The 24,240-nt window shown below is 71.4% G+C and carries 21 protein-coding genes; 8 read left to right on the forward strand and 13 right to left on the reverse strand.

Annotation, left to right across the window (positions count from 1 at the left end):
• Positions 1–45 precede the first annotated feature (45 nt).
• On the forward strand, positions 46–1,401 hold the full coding sequence (locus tag SSP29_RS07930) for a DUF2637 domain-containing protein (RefSeq protein ID WP_089099702.1): 1,356 nt from the start codon (positions 46–48) through the stop codon (positions 1,399–1,401).
• Positions 1,402–1,463: 62 nt separating this feature from the next.
• Here SSP29_RS07930 and lysS read toward each other — a convergent pair whose 3' ends face one another.
• Positions 1,464–3,197 carry a lysine--tRNA ligase gene (gene lysS / locus SSP29_RS07935; protein WP_089099703.1) on the reverse strand — a complete coding sequence of 578 codons (1,734 nt, stop codon included), beginning with the start codon at positions 3,195–3,197 and terminating at the stop codon, positions 1,464–1,466.
• Between the two features lie 553 nt (positions 3,198–3,750).
• Between lysS and argS the strand changes: the two genes are divergently transcribed.
• Entirely contained in the window at positions 3,751–5,508 is a 1,758-nt protein-coding gene (argS, locus tag SSP29_RS07940; protein WP_089099704.1) for an arginine--tRNA ligase, read from the forward strand.
• Positions 5,509–5,592: 84 nt separating this feature from the next.
• On the forward strand, positions 5,593–6,366 hold the full coding sequence (locus SSP29_RS07945; RefSeq protein ID WP_089099705.1) for a DUF4253 domain-containing protein: 774 nt from the start codon (positions 5,593–5,595) through the stop codon (positions 6,364–6,366).
• Positions 6,367–6,510: 144 nt separating this feature from the next.
• On the opposite strand, the gene SSP29_RS07950 is transcribed toward SSP29_RS07945, so the two are convergent.
• Positions 6,511–7,698: an aminotransferase-like domain-containing protein gene (locus tag SSP29_RS07950; protein ID WP_089099706.1), complete on the reverse strand. Its 1,188-nt coding sequence runs from the start codon at positions 7,696–7,698 to the stop codon at positions 6,511–6,513.
• 323 nt (positions 7,699–8,021) lie between these two features.
• Between SSP29_RS07950 and SSP29_RS07955 the strand changes: the two genes are divergently transcribed.
• The gene (locus SSP29_RS07955; RefSeq protein WP_089099707.1) at positions 8,022–8,219 is read left to right on the forward strand and encodes a hypothetical protein; all 198 of its coding nucleotides are present in this window, start codon (positions 8,022–8,024) and stop codon (positions 8,217–8,219) included.
• On the opposite strand, the gene SSP29_RS07960 is transcribed toward SSP29_RS07955, so the two are convergent.
• The 3 genes from SSP29_RS07960 to SSP29_RS07970 form a co-directional block, all read right to left on the reverse strand.
• Complete coding sequence (locus SSP29_RS07960) at positions 8,192–9,094, reverse strand: SAM-dependent methyltransferase (protein WP_089099708.1); 903 nt, start codon at positions 9,092–9,094, stop codon at positions 8,192–8,194. The two genes, SSP29_RS07955 and SSP29_RS07960, sit on opposite strands and share 28 nt — an antisense overlap.
• Positions 9,095–9,219: 125 nt before the next feature.
• Positions 9,220–10,212, reverse strand: coding sequence for a porphobilinogen synthase (gene hemB / locus SSP29_RS07965; protein ID WP_089099709.1), 993 nt, complete (start codon positions 10,210–10,212; stop codon positions 9,220–9,222).
• A 95-nt stretch (positions 10,213–10,307) separates the two neighbouring features.
• On the reverse strand, positions 10,308–10,520 hold the full coding sequence (locus tag SSP29_RS07970; protein ID WP_145968867.1) for a hypothetical protein: 213 nt from the start codon (positions 10,518–10,520) through the stop codon (positions 10,308–10,310).
• A 104-nt stretch (positions 10,521–10,624) separates the two neighbouring features.
• On the opposite strand from SSP29_RS07970, the gene SSP29_RS60875 reads away from it, so the two are divergent.
• The gene (locus SSP29_RS60875; protein ID WP_275539749.1) at positions 10,625–10,747 is read left to right on the forward strand and encodes a hypothetical protein; all 123 of its coding nucleotides are present in this window, start codon (positions 10,625–10,627) and stop codon (positions 10,745–10,747) included.
• 34 nt (positions 10,748–10,781) lie between these two features.
• Here the strand turns inward: SSP29_RS60875 and SSP29_RS07975 are convergent, their stop codons facing one another.
• The 6 genes from SSP29_RS07975 to SSP29_RS08000 all read right to left on the reverse strand — a co-directional run bounded on the left by SSP29_RS07975 (position 10,782) and on the right by SSP29_RS08000 (position 17,859).
• The gene (locus SSP29_RS07975) at positions 10,782–12,041 is read right to left on the reverse strand and encodes a hypothetical protein (RefSeq protein ID WP_089099711.1); all 1,260 of its coding nucleotides are present in this window, start codon (positions 12,039–12,041) and stop codon (positions 10,782–10,784) included.
• Positions 12,042–12,200: 159 nt separating this feature from the next.
• Positions 12,201–13,904, reverse strand: a complete 1,704-nt coding sequence (locus SSP29_RS07980) for a bifunctional uroporphyrinogen-III C-methyltransferase/uroporphyrinogen-III synthase (RefSeq protein ID WP_089099712.1) — start codon at positions 13,902–13,904, stop codon at positions 12,201–12,203.
• On the reverse strand, positions 13,901–14,860 hold the full coding sequence (hemC, locus tag SSP29_RS07985; RefSeq protein WP_089099713.1) for a hydroxymethylbilane synthase: 960 nt from the start codon (positions 14,858–14,860) through the stop codon (positions 13,901–13,903). The genes SSP29_RS07980 and hemC overlap by 4 nt, the downstream gene beginning before the upstream one ends.
• Positions 14,857–16,551 (reverse strand): glutamyl-tRNA reductase, encoded by a 1,695-nt coding sequence (locus SSP29_RS07990; protein ID WP_089099714.1) that lies wholly within the window; start codon positions 16,549–16,551, stop codon positions 14,857–14,859. Before SSP29_RS07990 ends, hemC begins: the two co-directional genes overlap by 4 nt.
• Positions 16,548–17,303, reverse strand: a complete 756-nt coding sequence (locus SSP29_RS07995; RefSeq protein WP_089099715.1) for a redox-sensing transcriptional repressor Rex — start codon at positions 17,301–17,303, stop codon at positions 16,548–16,550. Before SSP29_RS07995 ends, SSP29_RS07990 begins: the two co-directional genes overlap by 4 nt.
• A gap of 280 nt (positions 17,304–17,583) precedes the next feature.
• A complete protein-coding gene (locus SSP29_RS08000; protein ID WP_167449868.1) occupies positions 17,584–17,859 on the reverse strand; it encodes a glutaredoxin family protein in 276 nt (91 codons plus the stop codon).
• Between the two features lie 148 nt (positions 17,860–18,007).
• Between SSP29_RS08000 and SSP29_RS08005 the strand changes: the two genes are divergently transcribed.
• The 3 genes from SSP29_RS08005 (at position 18,008) to SSP29_RS08015 (ending at position 21,755) form a co-directional block, all read left to right on the forward strand.
• Complete coding sequence (locus SSP29_RS08005) at positions 18,008–18,931, forward strand: HAD family hydrolase (protein ID WP_089099717.1); 924 nt, start codon at positions 18,008–18,010, stop codon at positions 18,929–18,931.
• 511 nt (positions 18,932–19,442) lie between these two features.
• A complete protein-coding gene (locus SSP29_RS08010) occupies positions 19,443–20,279 on the forward strand; it encodes an ECF subfamily RNA polymerase sigma factor, BldN family (protein ID WP_089099718.1) in 837 nt (278 codons plus the stop codon).
• A gap of 234 nt (positions 20,280–20,513) precedes the next feature.
• A complete protein-coding gene (locus SSP29_RS08015) occupies positions 20,514–21,755 on the forward strand; it encodes a DUF5667 domain-containing protein (RefSeq protein ID WP_089099719.1) in 1,242 nt (413 codons plus the stop codon).
• 129 nt (positions 21,756–21,884) lie between these two features.
• Here SSP29_RS08015 and SSP29_RS08020 read toward each other — a convergent pair whose 3' ends face one another.
• Both SSP29_RS08020 and SSP29_RS08025 read right to left on the reverse strand, forming a co-directional pair.
• On the reverse strand, positions 21,885–22,985 hold the full coding sequence (locus SSP29_RS08020) for a lysophospholipid acyltransferase family protein (RefSeq protein WP_089099720.1): 1,101 nt from the start codon (positions 22,983–22,985) through the stop codon (positions 21,885–21,887).
• A gap of 14 nt (positions 22,986–22,999) precedes the next feature.
• On the reverse strand, positions 23,000–24,097 hold the full coding sequence (locus SSP29_RS08025; protein ID WP_089099721.1) for an NAD-dependent epimerase/dehydratase family protein: 1,098 nt from the start codon (positions 24,095–24,097) through the stop codon (positions 23,000–23,002).
• Between the last annotated feature and the right edge of the window lie 143 nt (positions 24,098–24,240).

Genomic DNA, 24,240 nt, shown 5'->3' on the forward strand with positions numbered 1-24,240 from the left:
AAGGGGAGGGGAGTACGGGTGGCCGAGCGAATACAGCTGACTCGGATGCACCGCGTTCTCATCGGTGTGGTCGTGACCGGCGCGATGATCATCGCCGGTATCGGCTTCGCCGGCTCGTACGCGGCCGTCCGTGAGCTGGCCATCAAGAAGGGCTTCGGGAACTTCTCCTATGTGTTCCCGATCGGTATCGACGCGGGCATCTGCGTCCTGCTCGCCCTGGACCTGTTGCTGACCTGGATCCGCATCCCCTTCCCGCTGCTGCGGCAGACGGCCTGGCTGCTGACCGTGGCGACGATCGCCTTCAACGGCGCGGCGGCCTGGCCGGACCCGCTGGGTGTGGGCATGCACGCGGTGATCCCGATCCTGTTCGTGGTGTCGGTGGAGGCGGCACGGCACGCGATCGGCCGGATCGCCGACATCACGGCGGACAAGCACATGGAGGGGGTCCGCCTCACCCGCTGGCTGCTCTCGCCGGTTCCGACCTTCCTGCTGTGGCGCCGGATGAAGCTGTGGGAGCTCCGCTCCTACGACCAGGTGATCAAGCTGGAGCAGGAACGTCTCGTCTATCAGGCGCGGCTGCGGTCCCGCTTCGGGCGGGCCTGGCGCAGGAAGGCGCCGGTGGAGTCGCTGATGCCGCTGCGGCTGGCCCGGTACGGCGTCCCGCTGGCGGAGACGGCCCCGGAGGGCCTGGCGGCGGCGGGCATCGAGATCCCGGTCCTGCTGCCGGCGGCGCGGGATGCCGTGGCCGTGGGCGGTCGTGCCGCCGACGCGGCGCAGTCCGGCGAGCAGCGCGCCGAGCTGGTCCCCGGCCCCCGTGCCGGGCAGCCGGAGATCCCGCAGCAGCCGGTGCCGGCGTCCGATCCGGAGCTGAACCCCTGGCTGCATGCCAGGGACCCCCAGCAGATCGAGTACCAGGGCGGCTACGACCCGACGTACGACCCGCGGTACGCCGCCTGGCTGGCAGAGCAGCAGTACCAGCAGGAGCAACAGCAGTACCAGCAGTACCAGCAGCAGCAGTTCCCGCAGGAACAGTTTCCGCAGGAACAGTTTCCGCAGGACCAGTTCCCCCAGGACCAGTTCCCGCAGGAGCAGCAGTCTCTCCCCGGCGAATCCCCGTCGGAGACCACCGGCAGCTTCCCCATCCCCTCCGGCCCGGGCCGCACCCGTGAGCTGGGCGAGGGCGGTGGCCCTCCGGAGCCCCCGGCGCCGTCGGAGGAGGACTACTACCTGGTCTTCCGTGAGTCGATAAAGACCGGCAACGGAGCACCCACCCCGCGCGGGTTCATCGCCGATGTGGAGGCGACCTACGGGGTCGCCCTCGACGAGGCCGAGTCCAAGCGCATGGTGGCCCGTTTCTCGAACCGTCTCAACGCGGAGCTGGCGGAAGAGCACATCGCCTGACAGGCACAGGCACACGGAGAAGGGGCCCTCTGGAAACCAGAGGGCCCCTTCTCCGTGTCGGCCTACTCGCCGAGCAGCAGCCGTACCCGCTCCTGGCCCACGGCGAGGAGCAGGGTGGGCAGCCGGGGGCCGGTGTCCCGGCCCACCAGCAGGTGGTACAGGAGCGCGAAGAACGTCCGCTGGGCCGTCTTGATCTCGGCCGGCAGTTCCTTGGGTGTCGCGTCGGCGGAGAATCCGGCCTGGACCTTGGGCACGCCGTAGACGAGGTGGGTGAGCCCGTCCAGCGACCAGTGCTCGGCAAGCCCGTCGAGCAGCAGTCGTACGGACTGCTGGGAAGCCTCGTCGAGGGACTTCAGCAGTTCGGCGTCGGGCTCGTCGCGGACGATGGTCCGCTGGTCGGCCGGTACCTGGGTGTTGATCCAGGCCTCGGCCTTGTCGTACCGCGGCCGTGCCTCGTCCACCGAGCCCAGCGGGTTCGCCGGGTCCAGCTCGCTGAGGATGCGCAGCGCCTGGTCCTCGTGCCCGGCGGTGATGTCGGCGACCGAGGCCAGCGTGCGGTACGGCAGCGGGTGCGGCGTCCGCGGCAGCTCGCCGCCGGCCGTACGGACGGCACGCGCGTGCGCGGCGATGTCACCGGGCAGCGCGGAACCCTCCGCCACCTTGCCGTCCAGCTTGTCCCACTCGTCGTAGAGCCGCTGGATCTCCTGGTCGAAGGCGATCTTGAAGGACTGGTTGGGCCGGCGCCGGGCGTAGAGCCAGCGCAGGATCTGCGGCTCCATGATCTTCAGCGCGTCGGCAGGCGTGGGCACGCCACCCCTCGACGACGACATCTTCGCCATCCCGCTGATGCCCACGAAGGCGTACATGGGCCCGATGGGCTGCTGCCCGCCGAAGATCCCGACGATCTGCCCGCCCACCTGGAACGACGACCCCGGCGACGAATGATCCACACCACTCGGCTCGAAGATCACGCCCTCGTAGGCCCACCGCATCGGCCAGTCGACCTTCCAGACCAGCTTGCCCCGGTTGAACTCGCTCAGCCGGACGGTCTCGGAGAACCCGCACTCGTTGCAGGTGTACGTCAGCTCGGTGCTGTCGTCGTCGTACGCCGTGACGGTCGTCAGGTCCTTGCCGCAGCCGCCGCAGTACGGCTTGTACGGGAAGTACCCGGCGGAGCCGGAGGAGCCGTCGTCCTCGCTCGCCGCGCCCGAGCCCTCCTCGGCCTCCAGCTCGGCCTCGTCGACGGCCTTCTGCTGCTGCTTCTTCGCGGGGGCCTTCTTGGTCCGGTACTGGTCGAGGATCGCGTCGATGTCCCCGCGGTGCTTCATGGCGTGCAGGACCTGCTCGCGGTACACCCCGGAGGTGTACTGGGCGGTCTGGCTGATCCCGTCGAACTCCACGCCCAGCTCGGCCAGCGACTCGACCATGGCGGCCTTGAAGTGCTCGGCCCAGTTCGGGTACGAGGACCCCTGCGGGGCGGGCACCGAGGTGAGCGGCTTGCCGATGTGCTCGGCCCAGGACTCGTCGACCCCGGCGATGCCGGCGGGCACCTTGCGGTAGCGGTCGTAATCGTCCCAGGAGATCAGGTGCCGGACCTGGTGGCCGCGCCGCCGGACCTCGTCGGCGACCAGGTGCGGGGTCATGACCTCGCGCAGGTTGCCGAGGTGGATGGGCCCCGACGGGGAGAGCCCGGACGCGACGACGACCGGTTTGCCCGGGGCCCGACGCTCCGACTCCTCGATGACCTCATCCGCGAAACGGGAGACCCAGTCGGTGGTCTCGGTGCTCTGAGCCACGTCGGCACGTCCTTCTTTCTGGCACGGGGCAGCCGGTACGGTCGCACGGCTGACCGCTCCATTCTCCCAGGCCCTACGGCATCCACGAAAACGGCTTTACGCAAGCGCGCCCCATAGGCGGCGCAGCCGCCTTTTGGGGGGCGCGGGACTGTATCGATGTGCGGCTCCGCCGCGCGGGCGCGACCGCGAGGCGATGGATCGTTGCCGGGTGGGCAGCCGACCCAGGGGCGCCGACGCTGCCTGGCAGCACCGGGCTGGGCAGCCGACCCAGGGGCGCGGGACTGTATCGATGTGCGGCTCCGCCGCGCGGGCGCGACCGCGAGGCGATGGATCGTTGCCGGGTGGGCAGCCGACCCAGGGGCGCCGACGCTGCCTGGCAGCACCGGGCTGGGCAGCCGACCCAGGGGCGCGGGGAACTGCGCGACCAGCCCCGACGGCGCCGCACCCGGCAACGCGCCGCACCCCCCGAGCTCTCGCCCGCGAAAACCCCTTTACCCCCCGTGAAATACTGGTCCCGTCTACCCGCACCCACGAGGAGAACGGCTCCCACCCCATGGCCTCGGTCACGTCGCTCACGGATCTCGTCAATCAGCGCCTCGCGAGCGCCCTCTCGGCAACCCTGCCGGAGGCCTCTGTCGATCCGCTGCTGCGACGCAGCGACCGGGCCGACTACCAGGCGAACGGCATCCTCGCCGCCGCCAAGAAGGCCAAGGCCAACCCCCGGGAGCTGGCGACGCAGGTCGTCTCGAACATCACCACCGGCGCGGACCTGATCCAGGACGTCGAGGTCTCCGGCCCCGGCTTCCTCAACCTCACCCTCTCCGACAAGGCGATCACCGAGAACCTGGCCGCCCGGTACACGGACGGCGACCGTCTCGGCGTGGCCGCCAAGGCGAACCCGGGTATCACGGTCATCGACTACGCCCAGCCGAACGTCGCCAAGGAGATGCACGTCGGCCACCTGCGGTCCGCGGTGATCGGTGACGCCCTGCGCGGCATGCTCGACTTCACCGGCGAGCAGACGATCGGCCGGCACCACATCGGCGACTGGGGCACCCAGTTCGGCATGCTCATCCAGTACCTGATCGAGAACCCGGACCAGCTGTCCCCGGAGACCGACACGGACGGCGAGCAGGCCATGTCGAACCTGAACCGGGTCTACAAGGCGTCCCGGGCGGTCTTCGACGCGGACGAGGACTTCAAGGAGCGGGCCCGCAAGCGGGTGGTCGCCCTCCAGTCCGGCGACAAGGAGACCCTGGACCTGTGGCAGCGGTTCGTGGACGAGTCGAAGGTGTACTTCTACTCGGTCTTCGAGAAGCTCGACATGGAGATCCGGGACGACGAGATCGTCGGCGAGTCGGCGTACAACGACGGCATGCCGGAGACCGCCCGGCTCCTGGAGGAGAGCGGCGTCGCGGTCCGCTCCGAGGGCGCGCTCGTCGTCTTCTTCGACGACATCCGGGGCAAGGACGACCAGCCGGTCCCGCTGATCGTGCAGAAGGCGGACGGCGGCTTCGGGTACGCGGCCTCCGACCTGACCGCGATCCGCAACCGGGTCGCCGACCTGCACGCCACCTCGCTGCTCTACGTCGTGGACGTGCGGCAGTCGCTGCACTTCAAGATGGTCTTCGAGACGGCGCGGCGGGCGGGCTGGCTCACCGACGACGTCACCGCGCACAACATGGGCTACGGCACGGTGCTGGGCGCGGACGGCAAGCCGTTCAAGACGCGTGCGGGCGAGACCGTACGGCTGGAGGACCTGCTGGACGAGGCGGTGCAGCGGGCTGCCGAGGTCGTCCGGGACAAGGCGCAGGATCTCACCGAGGACGAGATCCAGGAGCGGGCCCAGCAGGTCGGCATCGGTGCCGTGAAGTACGCGGACCTGTCGACGTCGCCGAACCGGGACTACAAGTTCGACCTGGACCAGATGGTCTCGCTGAACGGCGACACGTCCGTCTACCTCCAGTACGCGTACGCCCGTATCCAGTCGATCCTGCGCAAGGCGGGAGAGGTCCGGCCGGCCGCCCACCCGGAGCTGGAACTGCACGCGGCGGAGCGGGCGTTGGGCCTGCACCTGGACGCCTTCGGCGACACGGTCTTCGAGGCGGCGGCGGAGTACGCCCCGCACAAGCTGGCCGCGTACCTGTACCAGCTGGCATCCCTCTACACGTCGTTCTACGACAAGTGCCCGGTCCTGAAGGCCGACACCACGGAGCAGGTGGAGAACCGCCTCTTCCTGTGCGACCTGACGGCCCGCACCCTCCACCAGGGCATGGCCCTGCTGGGCATCAGGACGCCTGAGCGGCTCTGAGAGCGGTGCGCGGCGGCCCGTCCCCTCCTGGTGAAGGGGCGGGCCGCTGTGTCGTTGTCAGTGGGCGCCCTTACAGTCATCGCCATGGCGACTCTTCCCAACCCGCTGCCCAAGCTGGCGACCGACCCGAGTGGTCGGTCCCTGGGGCTCCAACTCCCGCCCGGGACACTGCTCGACGACACGCTGGACGGCTCGTGGCACGAGCCGTTGCTGTGGTACGCCGGGCAGTCCGCCGGGCCCGGGACCTGGACCGCGCTGGGCGTGCCGGCCGCCCGTGCGGGGCTGCTGCCGGTGCTCATCGACGTGTCCGAGGTCGACGACTGGGACTTCGCCCCCGGGGAGACGTCCTACCCGGGGGACCACGACGCCGACGAGGTGCTGGAGGACTACTGGGACGAGGACCCGCCGGACGGTGAGGAGTTCCCGGGGCTCGCCGCCGCGCCGGCCCTGGTCGCCGACCCGGACACGCGGGCCGCGGACGTCGCCGACGCGCTCAGCCAGGGGCGGCCCTGGCTGAAGGAGCCGCATCTGGCGCTGGTGTCCGCCCGGCGCAGCGCGGACATACCGGCGGCCATCGGCTGGAGCGGCCCGGTGAACTACGAGGAGGACACGGGCCGGCTGTGCGCGGTGCTGCGCTCCTGGGAGGACCGGTTCGGCATCCGCGTGGTGGCCCTGGGCTTCGACCACCTCGCGCTCTCCGTCGCCGCCCCGCCCGCCGACCTCGACGAGGCGGAGGCGGTCGCCGCCGAGCACTTCGCGTTCTGCCCGCACACCGTGCTGCCCGGCGCCGACGACACCCTGTCGTCGTACGCCGAGCAGCTGGTCGGCGAGCGGCTGTGGCACTTCTGGTGGGACTGAGCTGACCAGCCGGGCCAAGTTCGGCAGCGCCCCGAAGGGGCGCTGGGGGTACCCCCAGCCGAAGGCTGGGGGAGGAACTGCGCGACCAGCCACGACGCCGCCGCAGTCGGCAGACGGCCTGTCGCGGCACTTCCGGCGGAGCGTTCAGCCGTTGAGGCCCTTGGCGAGCCTTCGCAGGCCCTCGCCGATCTCCTCCGGTGTCTGCGTCACGAAGCACAGGCGCAGGGTCGAGCGGTCGGGGTCGGCGGCGTAGAAGGGCTCGCCGGGGACGTAGGCCACGTTCTGCTCCACCACCCGGCGGAGCAGGGCGGTGGTGTCGTACGGCTTCGGGAGCCTGGCCCAGAGGAACATGCCGCCCTCGGGCCGGTTCCAGGTGGAGCCGGCCGGGAGGGCGGCGGGCAGCCCCGCGAGCATGGCGTCGCGGCGTTCGCCGTAGACCGCGCGCACCTTGGCGACATGGGCGTCCAGCACGTCCAGGTAGCGGGCGGCGGCGAGTTGGTTGAGGGTCGGGGTGTGCAGGTCGGCCGCCTGCTTGGCCACCGCGCAGGCGCGGCGCAGTCCGGCCGGGGCGCGGAGCCAGCCGAGCCGCAGGCCGGGCGCCATGACCTTGGAGAAGGAGCCGAGCAGGACCGCCCGGTCCTCGGCGCCGGGGAAGGACGCGATCCAGGGGACGTGGGCGCCGTCGTAGCGCAGTTCGCCGTAGGGGTCGTCCTCGACGATCCACAGGCCGTGCCGGGCGGCGGCCGTGGCGAGGGCGGCGCGGCGGGCGGCGGGCATGGTGCGGCCGGTGGGGTTCTGGAAGGTGGGGACGAGGTAGAGGAGTTTGGGCCGCTCGGCGCGGATCAGTGCCTCCAGGGCGGCCGGGTCCACGCCGTCCTCGTCGCCGGGCACGGGCAGCACGCGCGCCCCGGCCAGCCCGAAGACCTGAAGTGCCGCCAGGTAGCAGGGGCTTTCGACGAGGATGGTGTCCCCGGGGTCGATCAGGGCGCTCGCGAGGAGGGAGAGCGCCTGCTGGGAGCCGGTGGTGACGAGGAGGTCGTCGGCCTCGGTGGGCAGGCCCCGGGCGGAGATGCGCGCGGCCAGTGGCTGCCGCAGGGCCGGTTCGCCCTCGGTCGTCGAGTACTGCAGCGCCCGCTCGGGCGACTCCTCCAGCACCGTCCGGAAGGCGGCGGCGATGCCGTCCCGGTCGAACAGTTCGGGGGCCGGCAGTCCGCCCGCGAAGTTGATCACTTCGGGGCGGGCGGTCACCGCGAGGATCTCCCGCACGGGTGACCCGCCGACGGTGCGGGCGCGGGCCGCGAGCGGGGGAAGCGGGGCGGGGGCGGGGGTCATGGACGGCTCCTTGGGCTGATCCTCGTCTTGGCGGGAGCGTAGAGAGGTACGTGCCGCTTACACCCGTAATTCCGCGATCCGGACGGACGGGGTGCGGGTGGGCCTGGGCCGTCCCGTAGCGGCGTCCCACGGGATGGGATACGCGCAGGTCACAGGGGTGGACCGGGACCAGGCGTCCCGAATCCCCGGTCAGGTCTGGCGGTCCGGGCGGCCCCGCCCACAGGCTGAGGGCACATCGACCCCGCCGCCCCGGCCCAGCCCCGCCTTCGCCGCCACCGCCACCGCCACCGCCACCGCGCCGAGATCGTCAAGGGAGCCCTCGTATGTCCGCCACGCACCGCACCCCGGCCCCCGGCCGCCGTCGCCGTCTGCTGGCGGCGGCAGCCCTCGCGCTGGTCGCCGCGACCGCACTCGGCGGGTGCCGGGACGGAGAGGGCGTACGCGACGAGGGCCCCTCCGCCGCCGCCCGCCTCCGGCCCGCGGCCGACCCGGCTCAGGCCTTGGTGCCGACGCCCGCGTAGACGTTGATGTCGGCGTCGGTGACGTCGTTGATGTCGGCGTACCGGGACCGGTCGATGGCGTCGAGGGTGGCCAGCAGCGCGGGGTCCGGCTGCTCGGGGACGGGGGCCGCGTGGTCGGGGTGCCAGTGGTGGACCGGGACCACGCCCGGGTCGGCGAGGGCGAGGGAGTTCTCCGTGAAGAAGCGCTCGATCTCGGGCTTGGACCGCAGGACGAAGGTCAGGCCCCGCTCGGTGTACGACCGCTGGACTCCGCGGATCTTCTCGGCGTTGAGGTCCTCCGTGAGGTGGCTGACGACCAGCCGGCTGCCCGGGGGGAGCGCCTCGACCAGTTCGCGGACGACCGGGTGGGCGACGTCGTCCTCGATGAAGTGCAGGATCGCCACCAGGCACAGGGCGATCGGCTGGTCGAAGTCCAGGGTCTTCGCGGCCTGTTCGAGTATCTCCGCCGGGTTCTCGAAGTCGGCGTCGATGTAGTCGGTCCGGCCCTCGGGCCCGCTGGTGAGCAGGGCGCGCGCGTGGGCGAGGACGATCGGGTCGTTGTCGACGTACACGACCCGGGAGCCGGAGTTGATCCGCTGGGCGATCTGGTGGACGTTCTCCGCGGTGGGCAGCCCGGTGCCGATGTCGAGGAACTGGCCGATGCCGTCCTCCCGGGTTAGCCGGGTCACCGCCCGGCGCAGGAAGTCGCGGTTGTGCCGTACGTCGAGGTAGCCGCGCGGGTTGGTGGCGAGGGCGGCGGCCGCTGCGGTGCGGTCGGCGGGGTAGTTGTCCTTGCCGCCGAGGAAGACGTCGTAGACCCGCGCCGGGTGCGGCCTGGTGTTGTCGAACCTCTTTCTCAGCTCGGCGGGATCCTGGCTGAGGGCGTCACCGGACATGGGCGTCTCCCGGATGGTCGGCGAAGGGCGAGGACGGTCAAGGACGGTCAACAACCTAACGCCGCGGGCGACTTGAAAGTGCCCCCGGCCTGAACTCACAGGCCGGGGGCGCTCGTTCCCGTCGCTCAGCCCAGCATCCGGGCGGCCTCGACCGCCCAGTAGGTGAGGATGTTCTGCGCGCCGGCCCGCTTGATGCCGGTCAGCGTCTCCAGGATCGCCCGGTCGCGGTCGATCCAGCCCTTCTCGGCGGCGGCCTCGACCATCGAGTACTCGCCGGAGATCTGGTAGGCGGCGACCGGCACGTCCACGGAGTCGGCGACCCGCGCGAGGATGTCGAGGTAGGGCCCGGCCGGCTTGACCATCACCATGTCGGCGCCCTCCTCCAGGTCGAGGGCCAGCTCGCGCAGCGACTCCCGCGCGTTGGCGGGGTCCTGCTGGTAGGTCTTGCGGTCGCCCTTGAGGGAGGACCCGACGGCCTCGCGGAAGGGGCCGAAGAAGGCGGAGGCGTACTTGACGGTGTAGGCGAGGATCGCGACGTCCTCGCGTCCGATCTGGTCGAGCGCGTCGCGGACGACGCCGATCTGCCCGTCCATCATCCCGCTGGGCCCGACGATGTGGGCGCCGGCGTCGGCCTGCACCTGCGCCATCTCGGCGTACCGCTCCAGGGTGGCGTCGTTGTCGACGCGGCCCTCGGCGTCCAGCACCCCGCAGTGCCCGTGGTCGGTCGTCTCGTCGAGGCACAGATCGGACATCACGAGCAGTTCGTCGCCGACCTCGGCCCGCACGTCGCGCAGCGCGACCTGGAGGATCCCGTCGGGGTCGGTACCGGGCGTGCCGAGGGCGTCCTTCTTGCTCTCCTCCGGCACCCCGAACAGCATGATCCCGGAGATGCCCGCCTCGACGGCCTCCGCGGCCGCCTTCTTCAGGCTGTCCCGGGTGTGCTGCACGACCCCGGGCATGGCACTGATGGGCACGGGTTCGCTCACGCCCTCCCGGACGAACGCCGGGAGGATGAAGTCCGCGGGGTGCAGCCGGGTCTCGGCGACCATGCGCCGCATGACGGGGGTGGTCCGCAGCCGCCGCGGCCGCGTGCCGGGGAAGGAGCCGTATTGCGTCATGGCCTCTACGCTACGCCCGTCACATGAGCGCGCTTACCGACTGGACGTCGGCGCCCCGGGCCGTGCGCGGCCGGGGCGCCGACGCCTCCGGGAGGTCAGACCTCCAGCTCGCTCTCCAGCTTCCTGAGGCTGTGCCGGGCCAGCGCGAGGTTGCTGCGGACGGCCGCCCGCGCCACCGGCACCGAACCGGCCCGACTGGCCCTGGAGCTGGTCGCCCAGGGTCTGCTGGGCGCCGCGGAGCTGGCGGTCATCGGCCGGGCGGCACTCTTCGACGCGGGCACCTCGGTGCCGCCCGACCGCCTGGTCACCGAGAACACCGTCCCTGGGCCACCGCCCGGCCGACCAGGCCGACACCGGCACCCTCCGCCGGCTGACGGCCCGGTGCAGCGCGGGCCACGTCATAGTGACGGCGGTGGGCACCCGCGCCCTCCTGGCAGTGGTCACCGACGAGGGCGTGGACGGCCTGGCCTTCGACCGCGAGATCCCCACGGTCGTCGAGGACCTGAAGAAGATCCTCGCCAACGGCACGGCGTGAGGGGCGCCCGCCGGGGGCGCCCCTCACGTGGCCTTCAGGAAGCGAAGTTCCGCCAGGCAAGAACGGTCGGCTTCACTCCCCTGGACGGCGCGAACTGGTAGGCGACATAGAGCGTGCCGTCGGACCCCCTCGGCACGCCGAGCCCGACCGCGTCTGGGCTGAAGACGGCCGAGGCGGCGGGGTGGCGCAGGTCGTCCAGGGCGTATCCGCTGACGGACCAGGTGACCAGGCGGTTCGGGGTGATCCAGTCGAGGGTGTAGAAGCCGTTGACGGCCTTGCCGACGTCGACCGGCGCGGACCGGCCGCCGATCGTCAGGACACGGATCCGCCCGGTCTCGTCGGCGGGGCGCGGGAAGTAGGCGATGCGCCCGCCGTGGATCGCGAAGCCGCCGCCTCCGGTGAAGGCGGCCACCCGCTCGGCGACCGCCGACCGCTGCCGCAGGCCGACCCGGTAGGTGGTCCGGCTGCTCGTCCCGCCGTCCGCCGACAGCTTGCCCTCGGTGAGGTACAACGTGCCGCCGTCCAGGTCGAGTTGGCCCGTGGTGGAGCGGGTCAGCAGACGGGCCGGGCCGGCGGCGCCCGGCGTCCAGCGCATCAGGCCGGCCTTGCCGCCGGTCAGGCCCTGCTCCCACACGAAGGATCCGCCGTCGGCCAGCGGGTGGGGCACCAGACTCTGGTGGCCGGCATGGGCGGACTGGGCCAGCAGGCGCGGCCTGCCGGACGTCACCTGCTGGCCGTACAGCCGCCAGCTGTAACAGTCCGAGGTCTGTGACGCCTTGTCGCCGCAGGCCGTACCGTCCAGTTGCCGGCTCTCCACCCGCAGCAGCCAGCCGCCGCCCAGCACGGCCGTGCCCGGCGACCAGCCGGCCGTGACCTGGGCGAACCTCCGGACCCGCGCGGTGCCGGTGTCCACCACCCAGGTCTCTTCCGTGCTGGTGCCGGTCGAGGCCGAGGCGGGCGGCACGGCGAGGAAGACCAGCCGCTTCCCGGAGCGGACCACGCCCGAGCCGTCGATGTTCCAGCCCCGGGGCATGCCGAGGTTGCCGTCGGGCCGGAGCTTCTTCAGCGCCTTGGGCAGCGGCGAGACGGGCATGAGCGTGAGGGTGGTGCGGGCCGACGAGGACGCGGCCGTGTCCTGGGCGGCGGCCGAGCCGCTCTCGCATCCGGAGGCCAGCAGTGCCGCCGCCGCGCACAGCAGCGGCAGGGTGAATCCCCTTTGCCGGTCGCGGTGTTGATCACGTCGACCGCGATGGCCCGCGACAATGCCGTCAAGCGGCACGCCCCCGTCGTTCACGCTTTCCCCCATCACCACACATGCCAGTCACGGCATGGACATGATGTGAAGATAACTCGCGGGACTCCGAACGGCTGATCAAATTTCGGGCCGACGGGGGTATAGGCCGACGGAGGTACAGGGGTGCGCAGCCCGACGAGCCACGCACCCTCACCTCGCTCAGGTGGTACGACGCCGCCTGGCCCCCGGCCGCCGCTCACTCGGCCGCGTCACCGGATCCCCGGCCTCCAGCGCGCTCGCGCGCCTGCGCAGCCCGAACTCGGCCAGCGCCTCCGCCAGCTTGCCCGCGGACGGTTCCGGAGCCATCACGTCCACCCGCAGCCCGTGCTCCTCGGCCGTCTTGGCCGTGGCGGGCCCGATACAGGCGATCACCGTCACGTTGTGCGGCTTCCCGGCGATACCCACCAGGTTCCGCACGGTCGACGACGACGTGAAGAGCACCGCGTCGAAGCCACCGCCCTTGATCGCCTCCCGGGTGTCGGCCGGCGGCGGCGACGCCCGCACGGTCCGGTAGGCGGTCACGTCGTCCACCTCCCAGCCCAGCTCGATGAGCCCGGCGACCAGCGTTTCGGTGGCGATGTCGGCCCGCGGCAGGAACACCCGGTCGATCGGGTCGAAGACCGGGTCGTACGGCGGCCAGTCCTCCAGGAGCCCCGCAGCGCTCTGCTCGCCGCTCGGCACCAGGTCCGGCTTCACGCCGAAGGCGACCAGCGCCTTGGCGGTCTGCTCCCCGACCGCCGCGACCTTGATCCCCGCGAAGGCCCGGGCATCGAGCCCGTACTCCTCGAACTTCTCCCGGACCGCCTTCACCGCGTTGACCGAGGTGAACGCGATCCACTCGTACCGCCCGGTGACGAGCCCCTTGACGGCCCGCTCCATCTGCTGGGGCGTGCGCGGCGGCTCGACGGCGATCGTCGGCACCTCGTGCGGCACGGCCCCGTACGACCGCAGCTGGTCGGAGAGCGACGCCGCCTGCTCCTTCGTCCGCGGCACGAGCACCTTCCAGCCGAACAGCGGCTTGGACTCGAACCACGACAACTGGTCGCGCTGCGCGGCGGCGGACCGCTCACCGACCACGGCTATCACCGGCCGGCCGCCGTCCGGCGAGGGCAGCACCTTCGCCTGCTTCAGCGTCTGCGCGATGGTGCCGAGGGTGGCGGTCCAGGTCCGCTGCCGGGTCGTCGTACCGGCGACGGTGACGGTCAGCGGGGTGTCCGGCTTGCGGCCGGCGGCGACCAGCTCGCCGGCGGCCGCGGCCACCGAGTCGAGCGACGTCGACACGACGACCGTCCCGTCCGAGGCACCCACCTCGGTCCAGCACCGGTCGGAGGCGGTACGGGCATCCACGAAGCGGACGTCCGCGCCCTGCGCGTCCCGCAGCGGCACACCGGCGTACGCCGGCACCCCGACCACGGCCGCGACACCCGGCACGACCTCGAACGGCACACCCGCTGCGGCGCAGGCGAGCATTTCCTCGGTCGCGTACGTATCAAGTCCCGGGTCCCCGGACACCGCACGGACGACCCGCCTGCCACCCCGTGCGGCCTCCATGACAAGATGAGCCGCATCCCGCACGGGCGGGAGGGAAGCAGTTGTTGACGCACCGTCAACAACCGTCAGTTGAGGCGCGCCTGTGCCCGGATACGGGTCCGACGACGGATCCGGATTCGTGGGCACGACGGAGACGCCCTGCCTGGCGTGGGCCCTGATCACGTCGAGCACGTCGTGCTCGGCGACCAGGACGTCCGCGCTGGACAGTGCCTCCACGGCACGCAAGGTCAGCAGTCCCGGATCCCCGGGTCCGGCACCCAGGAAGGTGACGTGCCCGTGATCGAGGCCGGCGGGAAGGTTGGTGGGGCTCACTGTGCTCGCTCCCCCATCAGACCGGCCGCGCCCTGGGCAAGCATCTCGGCGGCGAGTTCGCGACCGAGCGCCGTCGCCTGGTCGTATGTCTCGGGCACGGGACCGGTGGTGGACAACTGCACCATCCGGGTGCCGTCGGTCGTGCCGACGACTGCCCGCAGGCGCATTTCCTTGACAATCTGCCCGTCGGCCAGCAGGTCGGCCAGCGCGCCCACAGGGGCGGAGCAGCCGGCCTCCAGGGCGGCGAGCAGTGATCGCTCGGCGGTCACGGCGACCCGCGTGAACGGGTCGTCGAGTTCCCCGAGCAGGGCGACGAGCTCCGCGTGGTGCGCGGCGCACTCGATCGCCAGTGCCCCCTGGCCGGGGGCGGGCAGAACCGTGTCGACCGACAGGAAGTCGGTCACCTCGTCGATGCGGCCGATCCGGTTCAGTCCGGCGGCCGCCAGTATGACGGCGTCCAGCTCGCCGTCGCGGACGTACCCGATCCGGGTGTCGACGTTTCCGCGTATCGGCACCGTCTCGACGTCCAGCCCGTGGGTCCGCGCGTACGCGTTCAGCTGCGCCATCCGGCGCGGCGAACCCGTGCCGATGCGCGCCCCGCGGGGCAGGTCGGTGAACTTCAGCGCGTCCCGGGCGACGATCACGTCGCGCGGGTCCTCGCGCACCGGTACGGCGGCCAGCACCAGGTCGGCGGGCTGGGTGGTCGGGAGGTCCTTCAGCGAGTGAACCGCGAAGTCGACCTCGCCGCGCAGCAGCGCGTCCCGCAGGGCGGTCACGAAGACACCCGTGCCGCCGATCTGTGCGAGGTGCTCGCGGGAGGTGTCGCCGTAGGTGGTGATCTCCACCAGCTCGACGGGCCGCCCGGTCACCCGGCTCACGGCTTCCGCCACCTGCCCGGACTGGGCCAGGGCGAGTCTGGATCGCCTGGTCCCCAGCCTCAGTGGATTGTCACTCATGCCGGTCGGTCCTTCTTGTCTGTGCTGTCCACGGCCCGGGAGACGGCGGCAACCGTCTCGGGGTCGAGGTCGAACAGGGTCCGCAGCGCGTCCGCGTACCCGGCGCCGCCGGGCTCGGCCGCGAGCTGCTTGACCCGTACGGTCGGCGCGTGCAGCAGCTTGTCCACGACCCGGTGCACGGCCTGCCGGATCTCTCCGCGCTGCCGTTCGTCCAGGCCGGGCAGGCGCCCGTCGAGCCGCGCGATCTCGTTCGCGACGACATCGGCGGCCATCGTCCGCAGCGCCACGACGGTGGGCGTGATGTGCGCCGCGCGCTGGGCCGCGCCGAAGGCGGCGACCTCGTCCGAAACGATCCGCCGGACCTCGTCCACGTCGGCCGCCATCGGGGCGTCCGCGGACGCCTCCGCCAGCGACTCGATGTCCACCAGCCGCACCCCGGCCAGCCGGTGCACGGCCGCGTCGATGTCGCGGGGCATGGCGAGGTCGAGGAGGAAGAGCTCGGGGGCGGGCCGGACGAACCCGGCGACCGGCTCCGGCCTGCGCCGCTCCGGGATCCGGCCGACCCGGGCGGCGGCCGCGGCCAGCGCCCCGATCAGCTCGGCCTCGGCCTCGGGGGTACGACGGCCGGCCTCCCGGATGTCCACCGTCCCGTTGTCCACCCAGGCCGCGTGCTGCTCCAGCTGGGCGGCGGCCATGCCAGCGACGGCGGCCTCCCCCATCACGGAGAAGCCGCTCTGCTCGGCGGTGAGGTCGAGGGGGCAGTTCTCGTCGGTACCGAGGCCGGTACCGGTAGCGGCCGGCAGCTGCTTCGGCGCCGACGCCACGTCGATCTCGGCGGCGGGCTCACCCGTCCGCCCCTCGACCGCCGCCGCGACCGCCTCGGCGGTCAGCACCAGCCCCGTCGCCCCCGTGCACGACACCACGACGTCGGCACGTGTCAGCTCGCCCGGCACCGCATCCATCGGTACCGCGCGGGCCGTCACGTCCGTCTCGTCGTTCTCGGTCAGGATCTGCGCCAGCCGCTCGGCACGGTCGAACGTGCGGTTCGCGACGACGATCTCCGCGACCCCCGCCCGCGCGAGCGTGGCGGCGGCCAGCGAGGACATCGATCCGGCGCCGATGACCAGCGCCTTCCTGCCCCTGGCCCAGTCCTGCACGTCGCCGCCGGCGGCCAGCTGCTCCAGCCCGAAGGTGACCAGGGACTGTCCGGCCCGGTCGATCCCGGTCTCGGAGTGGGCGCGCTTGCCGACCCGCAGCCCCTGCTGGAACAGGTCGTTCATCAGCCGCCCGGCGCTGTGCAGCTCCTGCGCCCGGGCGAGGGAGTCCTTGAGCTGCGCGAGGATCTGCCCCTCGCCGACGACCATCGAGTCGAGCCCGCAGGCCACCGAGAACAGGTGGTGGACCGCGCGGTCCTCGTAGTGCACGTAGAGATAAGGGGTGAGCTCGTCCAGTCCCACCCCGCTGTGCTGGGCGAGCAGCGTGGACAGCTCGGCGACCCCGGCGTGGAACTTGTCCACGTCGGCGTAGAGCTCGATGCGGTTGCAGGTCGCGAGCACCGCGGCCTCGGTGGCCGGCTCGGCGGCGACCGTGTCCTGGGCCAGCTTGACCTGGGCGTCCATGCTGAGCGCGGCCCGCTCCAGAACGCTGACCGGGGCGCTGCGGTGGCTCAGCCCGACGACGAGGAGACTCATGCCGGCATCACGGCGGGTACGTCCCCGTCGGGCCCCTGCTCGCTGGAGTCCTGGTGCGCGGCGACAGGCGGGACCGTCCCCTCGTGCTCCTCGCCGGCCTTGCGCTGCTCGTGGAAGGCGAGGATCTGCAGCTCGATGGAGAGGTCGACCTTGCGTACGTCGACGCCGTCCGGGACGGACAGCACGGTCGGCGCGAAGTTCAGGATGGAGGTGACCCCGGCGGCCACCAGCCGGTCGCAGACCTGCTGGGCGACGCCCGGCGGGGTGGTGATCACGCCGATGGAGACGCCGTTGTCGGAGACGATCTTCTCCAGGTCGTCGCTGTGCTGCACGGCGATCCCGGCGACCTGCCGTCCGGTCATCGCCGGATCGGCGTCGATCAGCGCGGCGACCCGGAAGCCGCGGGAGGCGAACCCGCCGTAGTTGGCGAGGGCGGCACCCAGGTTTCCGATACCGACGATCACAACCGGCCAGTCCTGGGTCAGGCCCAGCTCACGGGAGATCTGGTAGACGAGATACTCGACGTCGTAGCCGACACCGCGCGTTCCGTACGAACCCAGGTAGGAGAAGTCCTTGCGCAGCTTCGCGGAGTTGACCCCCGCGGCCGCGGCCAGCTCCTCCGAGGAGACCGTGGGGACCGAGCGCTCCGACAGTGCGGTCAGAGCGCGGAGGTACAGCGGAAGCCGGGCGACGGTGGCCTCGGGGATCCCTCGGCTGCGGGTCGCCGGTCGGTGAGTTCGGCCAGTTGCCACGGTGCTCCAACGGGTTGAGCGGGGCTGCGGACGGTCACACGTACCCAGACCGCCCCGTCGACAGCAGGCTATGTCTTTGTGAACGCGTGCACAAAGATGGTGTCCGATTTGCCCGGCCAACGTGACCGGGGTCACGCACCCCTGGCGCGGCCGTACGGAACCGGCGCACACCCGCTCGCGCTCCCTCTCCGATGGGGGCAAAATCGTACACACTCCTCACAAATCCCGCCCCCGAGACCAGACCGCCGTCGATCCTAAGCGACTTTCCAGCCGGTTTGGACTAGTCGGTCAGTGCCTTGCGGAGCCGTTCCTCGTTCACGCGCCAGAAGGTGTGCTGTTCGCCGTCGACGAGTACCACCGGGATCTGTTCCCAGTAGAGATCGTGCAGTTGCGAATCCTGGGTGATGTCCTTCTGCTCCCAGGGCACTCCGAGATCGCCGCACACCTTCTCGACCACGACCTGTGCGTCATCACACAGATGGCAGCCGGGTTTACGGATGAGGGTGACCGATCGCGCACTCGGCGCGGGCGCCTTCCGGCCAAAGAGGGGACTCATGACGTCCATTGTCCCGCCCCTGGCAGGGCATGTCCGCCGCCTTCTGCACGGCTTCTTCGCTTTGTTTAACGACCTGGTCGCGGAGAGTTCACACCCATCCAACTCCCGTGACTCCGGAACCCCCGAACAAACTGGCTATGCTCACGACATGGCCGCTCTCGGATGGCTCACTCCCCGTAGGCGCTCCGCCACGGCGCGGAGCGTGTTGGCAGGCGAGGCCTCGGCGGAGGCCGCGCGCAAGAACCAGGAAGCGACGGCGCCCCTCGACGAGGCCGCGGAGCCGGACTTTCCGGTGCTCGGCGACGACAAGGCCGCCGCGTTCTTCGACCTGGACAACACCGTCATGCAGGGCGCCGCCATCTTCCACTTCGGCCGTGGCCTGTACAAACGGAAGTTCTTCGAGACCCGCGACCTCGCCAGGTTCGCCTGGCAGCAGGCGTGGTTCCGGCTGGCCGGCGTCGAGGACCCCGAGCACATGCAGGAGGCGCGGGACTCCGCCCTGTCCATCGTGAAGGGCCACCGGGTCGCGGAGCTCCAGACCATCGGCGAGGAGATCTACGACGAGTACATGGCCGAGCGCATCTGGCCCGGCACCCGCGCCCTCGCCCAGGCCCACCTGGACGCGGGCCAGAAGGTGTGGCTCGTCACAGCGGCCCCGGTGGAGATCGCCGGCGTGATCGCCCGCCGGCTGGGCCTGACCGGCGCGCTGGGCACGGTCGCCGAATCGGTGGACGGCGTCTACACGGGCAAGCTGGTCGGCGAGCCCCTGCACGGCCCCGCCAAGGCGGAGGCGGTACGCGCCCTGGCCGCCGCCGAGGGCCTCGACCTCTCCCGCTGCGCGGCCTACAGCGACTCCCACAACGACATCCCGATGCTCTCCCTGGTCGGCCACCCCTACGCCATCAACCCGGACACGAAGCTGCGCAAACACGCCCGCGAACTGGACTGGCGCCTGCGTGACTACCGCACGGGCCGCAAGGCGGCGAAGGTGGGCATCCCGGCGGCGGCGGGCGTGGGCGCGGTTGCCGGTGGCACTGCGGCCGCGATCGCGTTGAGCCGACGGCGCCGGTAGGGCACGGCCGGCGGAGTATCGCCGTAGGACTGCGGCCCGGTTCCCGGCTGCGGGCGCGATGTGGCTGATCGCGCCCACGCGGCGGTAGCCGCACATCAAATACAGCCCCGCGCCCCTGACGGGGCGCTGCTCAACCGTGCCCTACATAGCTGCGGGCAGGCGTGCCGCAGGGCGGCACGGGTGGGCGCAGCGGCACCCTGCCAGCGCCGGTAAGCGTCCCCACCCCCGGCCCCCACCCGCCGCGCGCCCGGAATTATCGCGCGGTCACCCCAACACGCCCCGCACATCGCCGAAACCCGCACGTTTACGTTCAACAACCGATCACTCTAGGGCCCTTGAGGCGCCGCCAAACAGTTACAGAAGCGACGCAATCGATGATTTGAGCAACTCGGTGTAGCAGTGCCTGCACGAAGCGTTATTCTCCTCAGACGCAAACCGGTACCCCTCCGTCGCTACGACGGGTGAAAGGTTCCGTACTGCACGTGATGGAAGCTCTGCCTCTGGGAGTCCCGTGTACCCACACGTCGGGGTTGACGCCTCGGGCCTGGCTACGCTGCGCGCAACAGTCGCGACGGTCAAAGAGACGCTGCGCGGCCTTGTCCCGACCGCGTACGCCGCCCCCGCCTTCGCCACCGCCGCACCCGTCGGCCCGTGCTACGCACTGGCCGACGGCATGGAACAGGTGCCTGCCCGCAGCGCCGTCGCCGAGGGCCGCCGGTCCGGCGACGGACGCGGCGTGGGCAGACGCGGCCGCACCACCGGCCCCACCACCACCGCCCGCCGCCCGGCCGCGGACAGCGACAGCGCCCGGATGATGGACCTCGTGGAGCGCGCCCAGGCCGGCGAGGCCGACGCCTTCGGCCGCCTCTACGACCAGTACAGCGACACCGTCTACCGCTACATCTACTACCGCGTCGGCGGCAGGGCGACCGCCGAGGACCTCACCAGCGAGACGTTCCTGCGCGCTCTCAGAAGGATCGGCACCTTCACCTGGCAGGGCCGCGACTTCGGCGCCTGGCTGGTCACCATCGCCCGCAACCTGGTCGCCGACCACTTCAAGTCGAGCCGCTTCCGCCTGGAGGTCACCACCGGCGAGATGCTCGACGCCAACGAGGTCGAGCGCTCCCCGGAGGACTCCGTCCTGGAGTCCCTCTCCAACGCGGCCCTGCTCGACGCCGTGCGGCGCCTCAACCCCCAGCAGCAGGAGTGCGTGACGCTCCGCTTCCTCCAGGGCCTCTCGGTCGCCGAGACCGCCCGGGTGATGGGCAAGAACGAGGGTGCCATCAAGACCCTCCAGTACCGGGCCGTGCGCACCCTCGCCCGGCTCCTCCCGGACGACGCGCGCTGAACCGGCCACCCTGGGCGACATTCAACTCACGTTCCGTGAAAGCATGTTGCCTTTCTCAGCCGATCACCGGTCGTCCGTAACCCAAGTGCCGAGCCGCTCGTTGTGCGGGATACAGGCTCCCTGTGGTCACGTCCGACCAGTCCCTGATCACCCGATCGTGTGGATTGGTCGGGGGCGTGCAACCCTCAGGACCCCCTGGGGAGTCGACCGTCATGACGAGAGGAGGTGCCGCCAGTGATCACGAACGTATCGGCCCACCGGCGGGCGAACGCCTTCGCCCAGGCTCTGGAGGAGCAGCCCGACCGGGACCCGGCGGCCGAGCCGTCCGGGGAACCGGCGGGCGATCCACCGGCCGCCCCGGACCGGGCCGAACGGACCGAGCGGGGCGAGCTGTTGGCCCTGGCGACGGAGCTTGCCGCACTGCCCAAGCCCGAGCTCGACCCGAAGGTCAAGGTCGTCCAGCGGGCCCAGTTGGTGGCCGCGATGGAGGCCATGCTGGCGGAGGGCACCCTGGGCAGGGCGGCGGACGCTTCGGTTCCCGAGCAGCGTGCGCCCCGTTCCAAGGGCGCACACCGGGCCAGCCCGCTGGGCAAGCTGCGGCCGCGTTCCCGGCTCACCAAGGGGCTCGCCGCGGGCGGACTGAGCGTCGGCGTGGCCGCCGGAGCCTTCGGCGGGGTAGCCGCCGCCAGCTCCGACGCCCTGCCCGGCGACTCGCTGTACGGCCTCAAACGCGGCATCGAGGACTTCAAGCTCAACTATCTGGCCGACGGCAACGACCAGCGCGGCCAGACCTACCTCGACCAGGCCTCGACCAGGCTGATGGAGGCCCGCCGGCTGATGGACCGCGGTCGCGGCGGCCACCTCGACCACGAGTCCATCGGTGAGATCCGCCGCACCCTGTCCGGCATGCAGCAGGACGTCACCGAGGGCCACCGGCTGCTGCACGAGGCGTACGAGCGCGATCCGGACTCACTGGGCCCCATCCAGGCCCTGTCCGCCTTCGCCCAGTCCCACCGCGAGGCCTGGGGCGCCCTGCGCGAGAAGCTCCCGGTCCAGCTCGGGGACGTCAGTCAGCAGGTGTCGTCGGTCTTCGACGCCATAGACCAGGAGGTCGCCCCGCTGCAGTCCCTGCTCCCCCAGCCGTCCCAGAACACCGGCGGCACCGGCAAGCAGGGCTCAGGCGCGGCGTCCACCGGCTCCTCCGGCAGCCATCGGTCGACGACCCCGTCCACCTCCGGCAGCTCCGCCTCGGGCCACGACTCCGGCACCAGCAGCCCGAGCGGCTCGGCCTCCGGCAACATCGGCGAGGGCCTCATCGGCGGCAGCACGGGCGGCCTCCTCGACCCCCCGAAAACCGGTTCGAGCACCCCGTCCCCGTCCAAGAGCGCATCCAGCGCACCGGACGTCACCCTGCCCCCGCTCCTACCAGGTCTCCTGCCAGGCCTGGGCATCGACAGCGAGGACAGCAGCAACTAACACCCCCCGCGCCCCCAAGGCGGCGAAGCCGCCGCCTTGGGGGCGCGGGGCTGTATCTGATATGCGGCTCCGCCGCGTGGGCGCGACCAGCCCCCACCCACCCGCACGCAACACTCAACGCATCGCGGCTCAGAAAAAAACCGACCGCCGCTGCACCAGCAACTTGTACAGCGTGTGCTGAATCTGTTCCCGCACCTGATCGGTCAGGTTGAACATCAGCATCGGATCCTCGGCCGCCTCCGGCGGATAGCCGTCCGTACGGATCGGCTCCCCGAACTGAATCGTCCACTTCGTCGGCAACGGCACCGCCCCCAGCGGCCCCAGCCACGGAAACGTCGGCGTCAGCGGAAAATACGGAATCCCCAGCACCCGTGCCAGCGTCTTCGCGTTGCCGATCATCGGGTAGATCTCCTCGGCCCCCACGATCGAGCAGGGAATGATCGGCACCCCCTGCCGCAGCGCGGTGGACACGAACCCACCCCGCCCGAACCGCTGGAGCTTGTACCGCTCGCTGAAGGGCTTCCCGATGCCCTTGAACCCCTCCGGCATCACCCCCACCAGCTCGCCCTGCCCCAGCAGCCGTTCGGCGTCCTCGGCGCACGCGAGCGTGTGCCCCAGCTTCCGCGCCAGCTCGTTCACCACCGGCAGCACGAAGACCAGGTCCGCCGCGAGCAGCCTGAGGTGACGATTCGCCGGATGCTGGTCGTGCACGGCGACCTGCATCATCAGCCCGTCCATCGGCAGCGTCCCGGAGTGGTTGGCGACGATCAGCGCACCGCCCTGGGCCGGGATGTTCTCCATGCCCTTCACGTCCACGCGGAAGTACTTCTCGTACACCGGCCGCAGCAGGGACATCAGGACCTGGTCGGTCAGCTCCTCGTCGTACCCGAAGTCGTCGACCTCGTAGTCGCCGGTCAGCCGCCGCCGCAGAAACGCGAGTCCGCGCGCGACGCGCTGCTCCAGGCCGGCCTCGTCGTGCGGCGGCTGCTCCACGCCCGTCTCAGGGTTCTCCCGGGTCACATGCACATCTTCCTGCGCGGGGATCCGCCCGGCGAGAGGCTGGACCTCACGCACCACGGCGGGATCACGCACCGCCGCAGGCTCCCGCACCCCCGCCTGCTCGCCACCGCCCTTGCGCCGGCCTGCCGCGGCCCGGCGCCGGGCCGGCCGCTGCACCGCAGCCCCGCGGGACCGGTCGTCGTCGAACGGAATGACCTTGGCGTCCGCCATCGTTGCTGCGCTCCTCAGTTGGCGCTCTGGGTCGGGTTCTTCGTCGGGGTCCGCGCCGCGGTCTGCGCCGGCGACTTCCCACCGCTCAGGGCGGGCAGCGCGGCGATCCGGTCGACCGCCGCGGCCACGGCCTGGGGCGGCAGCAGCCCCGGGGCCTGGGCGCGCACGAAGTCCTCGAAGGTCTGCGCCGTCGTGTACTTCGGCCGGAATCCCAGCGTCTCGCGCATCTGGACCGTGTCCACCACCCGGCCGTGCGTCAGCAGCCGGATCTGCTCGGGCGAGAAGTCGCTCATGCCGAGCGTCCGTACCAGGGACCCGGCCCAGGTGACCGCCGGCAGCAGCAACGGCACGGTAGGCCGCCCCAGCCGCCGCGAACACTGCGAGAGCAGCAGCACCCCGTCACCCGCGATGTTGAACGTGCCGCTGTTCAGAGTCCCCCGCTCCGGCTCGTGCGAGGCGATCCGCAGCACGTCGATCACATCGTCCTCGTGCACGAACTGCAGCCGCGGGTCGTACCCGAAGACGGTGGGCAGCACGGGCAGCGAGAAATAGGAAGCGAGCGGGGTATCCGCGGTCGCCCCGAGGATATTGGCGAACCGCAGCACGCACACCGCCACGTCGGGCCGCCTTCTGGCGAACCCCCGCACATACCCCTCCACCTCCACCGTGTCCTTCGCGAACCCGCCGCTGGGCAGCGATTTCGGCGGGGTGGTCTCGGTGAAGACGGCCGGATCCTTCGGCGCGGAGCCGTACACGTTCGTACTGGACTTGATCACCAGCCGCTTCACGTTCGGCGACTTCTGGCAGGCGCCGAGCAGCTGCATCGTCCCGATGACGTTGGTCTCTTTGACGGTGGCCCGGCTCCCGCTGCCGAGCGGCGTTCCGGTCACGTCCATGTGGACGACGGTGTCGGCGCCGCTCTCGGCCAGCACCCGGGCGATGGTCGGCTGCCGGATGTCGGTCTGGATGAAGTCCGCCCCGCCCAGATGATGCTCGGGCGGCACCGCGTCCACGGCGACCACCCGGTCCACTTCGGGATCACGCTGGATCCGCCGTACGAACCGGCCCCCGAGTTGACGGGCCACTCCGGTCACGAGCACGACCTTCCCCAAGATCAGCGCCTTTCTTCCGTGTTCCCGTATGCGGGCCAACTTAGCGGGTTGATGTTGCGCTGGCATGACCCCCAGCAGGCCACGACAGGCCGCAACGGCCGGAAAATGCAGTGGCCCCCCACCGTACTGGTGGGGGGCCACAC

The sequence above is a fragment of the Streptomyces hyaluromycini genome, assembly GCF_002217755.1.
GTDB lineage: Bacteria > Actinomycetota > Actinomycetes > Streptomycetales > Streptomycetaceae > Streptomyces > Streptomyces hyaluromycini.

Bases quoted from the DNA above. Each gene is read 5' to 3' on its own strand.
- SSP29_RS07930 (WP_089099702.1), top strand. From the start codon at position 46: ATGCACCGCGTTCTCATCGGTGTGGTCGTGACCGGCGCGATGATCATC.
- argS (WP_089099704.1), top strand. From the start codon at position 3,751: ATGGCCTCGGTCACGTCGCTCACGGATCTCGTCAATCAGCGCCTCGCG.
- SSP29_RS07945 (WP_089099705.1), top strand. From the start codon at position 5,593: ATGGCGACTCTTCCCAACCCGCTGCCCAAGCTGGCGACCGACCCGAGT.
- SSP29_RS07950 (WP_089099706.1), bottom strand. From the start codon at position 7,698: ATGACCCCCGCCCCCGCCCCGCTTCCCCCGCTCGCGGCCCGCGCCCGC.
- SSP29_RS07955 (WP_089099707.1), top strand. From the start codon at position 8,022: ATGTCCGCCACGCACCGCACCCCGGCCCCCGGCCGCCGTCGCCGTCTG.
- SSP29_RS07960 (WP_089099708.1), bottom strand. From the start codon at position 9,094: ATGTCCGGTGACGCCCTCAGCCAGGATCCCGCCGAGCTGAGAAAGAGG.
- hemB (WP_089099709.1), bottom strand. From the start codon at position 10,212: ATGACGCAATACGGCTCCTTCCCCGGCACGCGGCCGCGGCGGCTGCGG.
- hemC (WP_089099713.1), bottom strand. From the start codon at position 14,860: ATGAGTGACAATCCACTGAGGCTGGGGACCAGGCGATCCAGACTCGCC.
- SSP29_RS07990 (WP_089099714.1), bottom strand. From the start codon at position 16,551: ATGAGTCTCCTCGTCGTCGGGCTGAGCCACCGCAGCGCCCCGGTCAGC.
- SSP29_RS08000 (WP_167449868.1), bottom strand. From the start codon at position 17,859: ATGAGTCCCCTCTTTGGCCGGAAGGCGCCCGCGCCGAGTGCGCGATCG.
- SSP29_RS08005 (WP_089099717.1), top strand. From the start codon at position 18,008: ATGGCCGCTCTCGGATGGCTCACTCCCCGTAGGCGCTCCGCCACGGCG.
- SSP29_RS08020 (WP_089099720.1), bottom strand. From the start codon at position 22,985: ATGGCGGACGCCAAGGTCATTCCGTTCGACGACGACCGGTCCCGCGGG.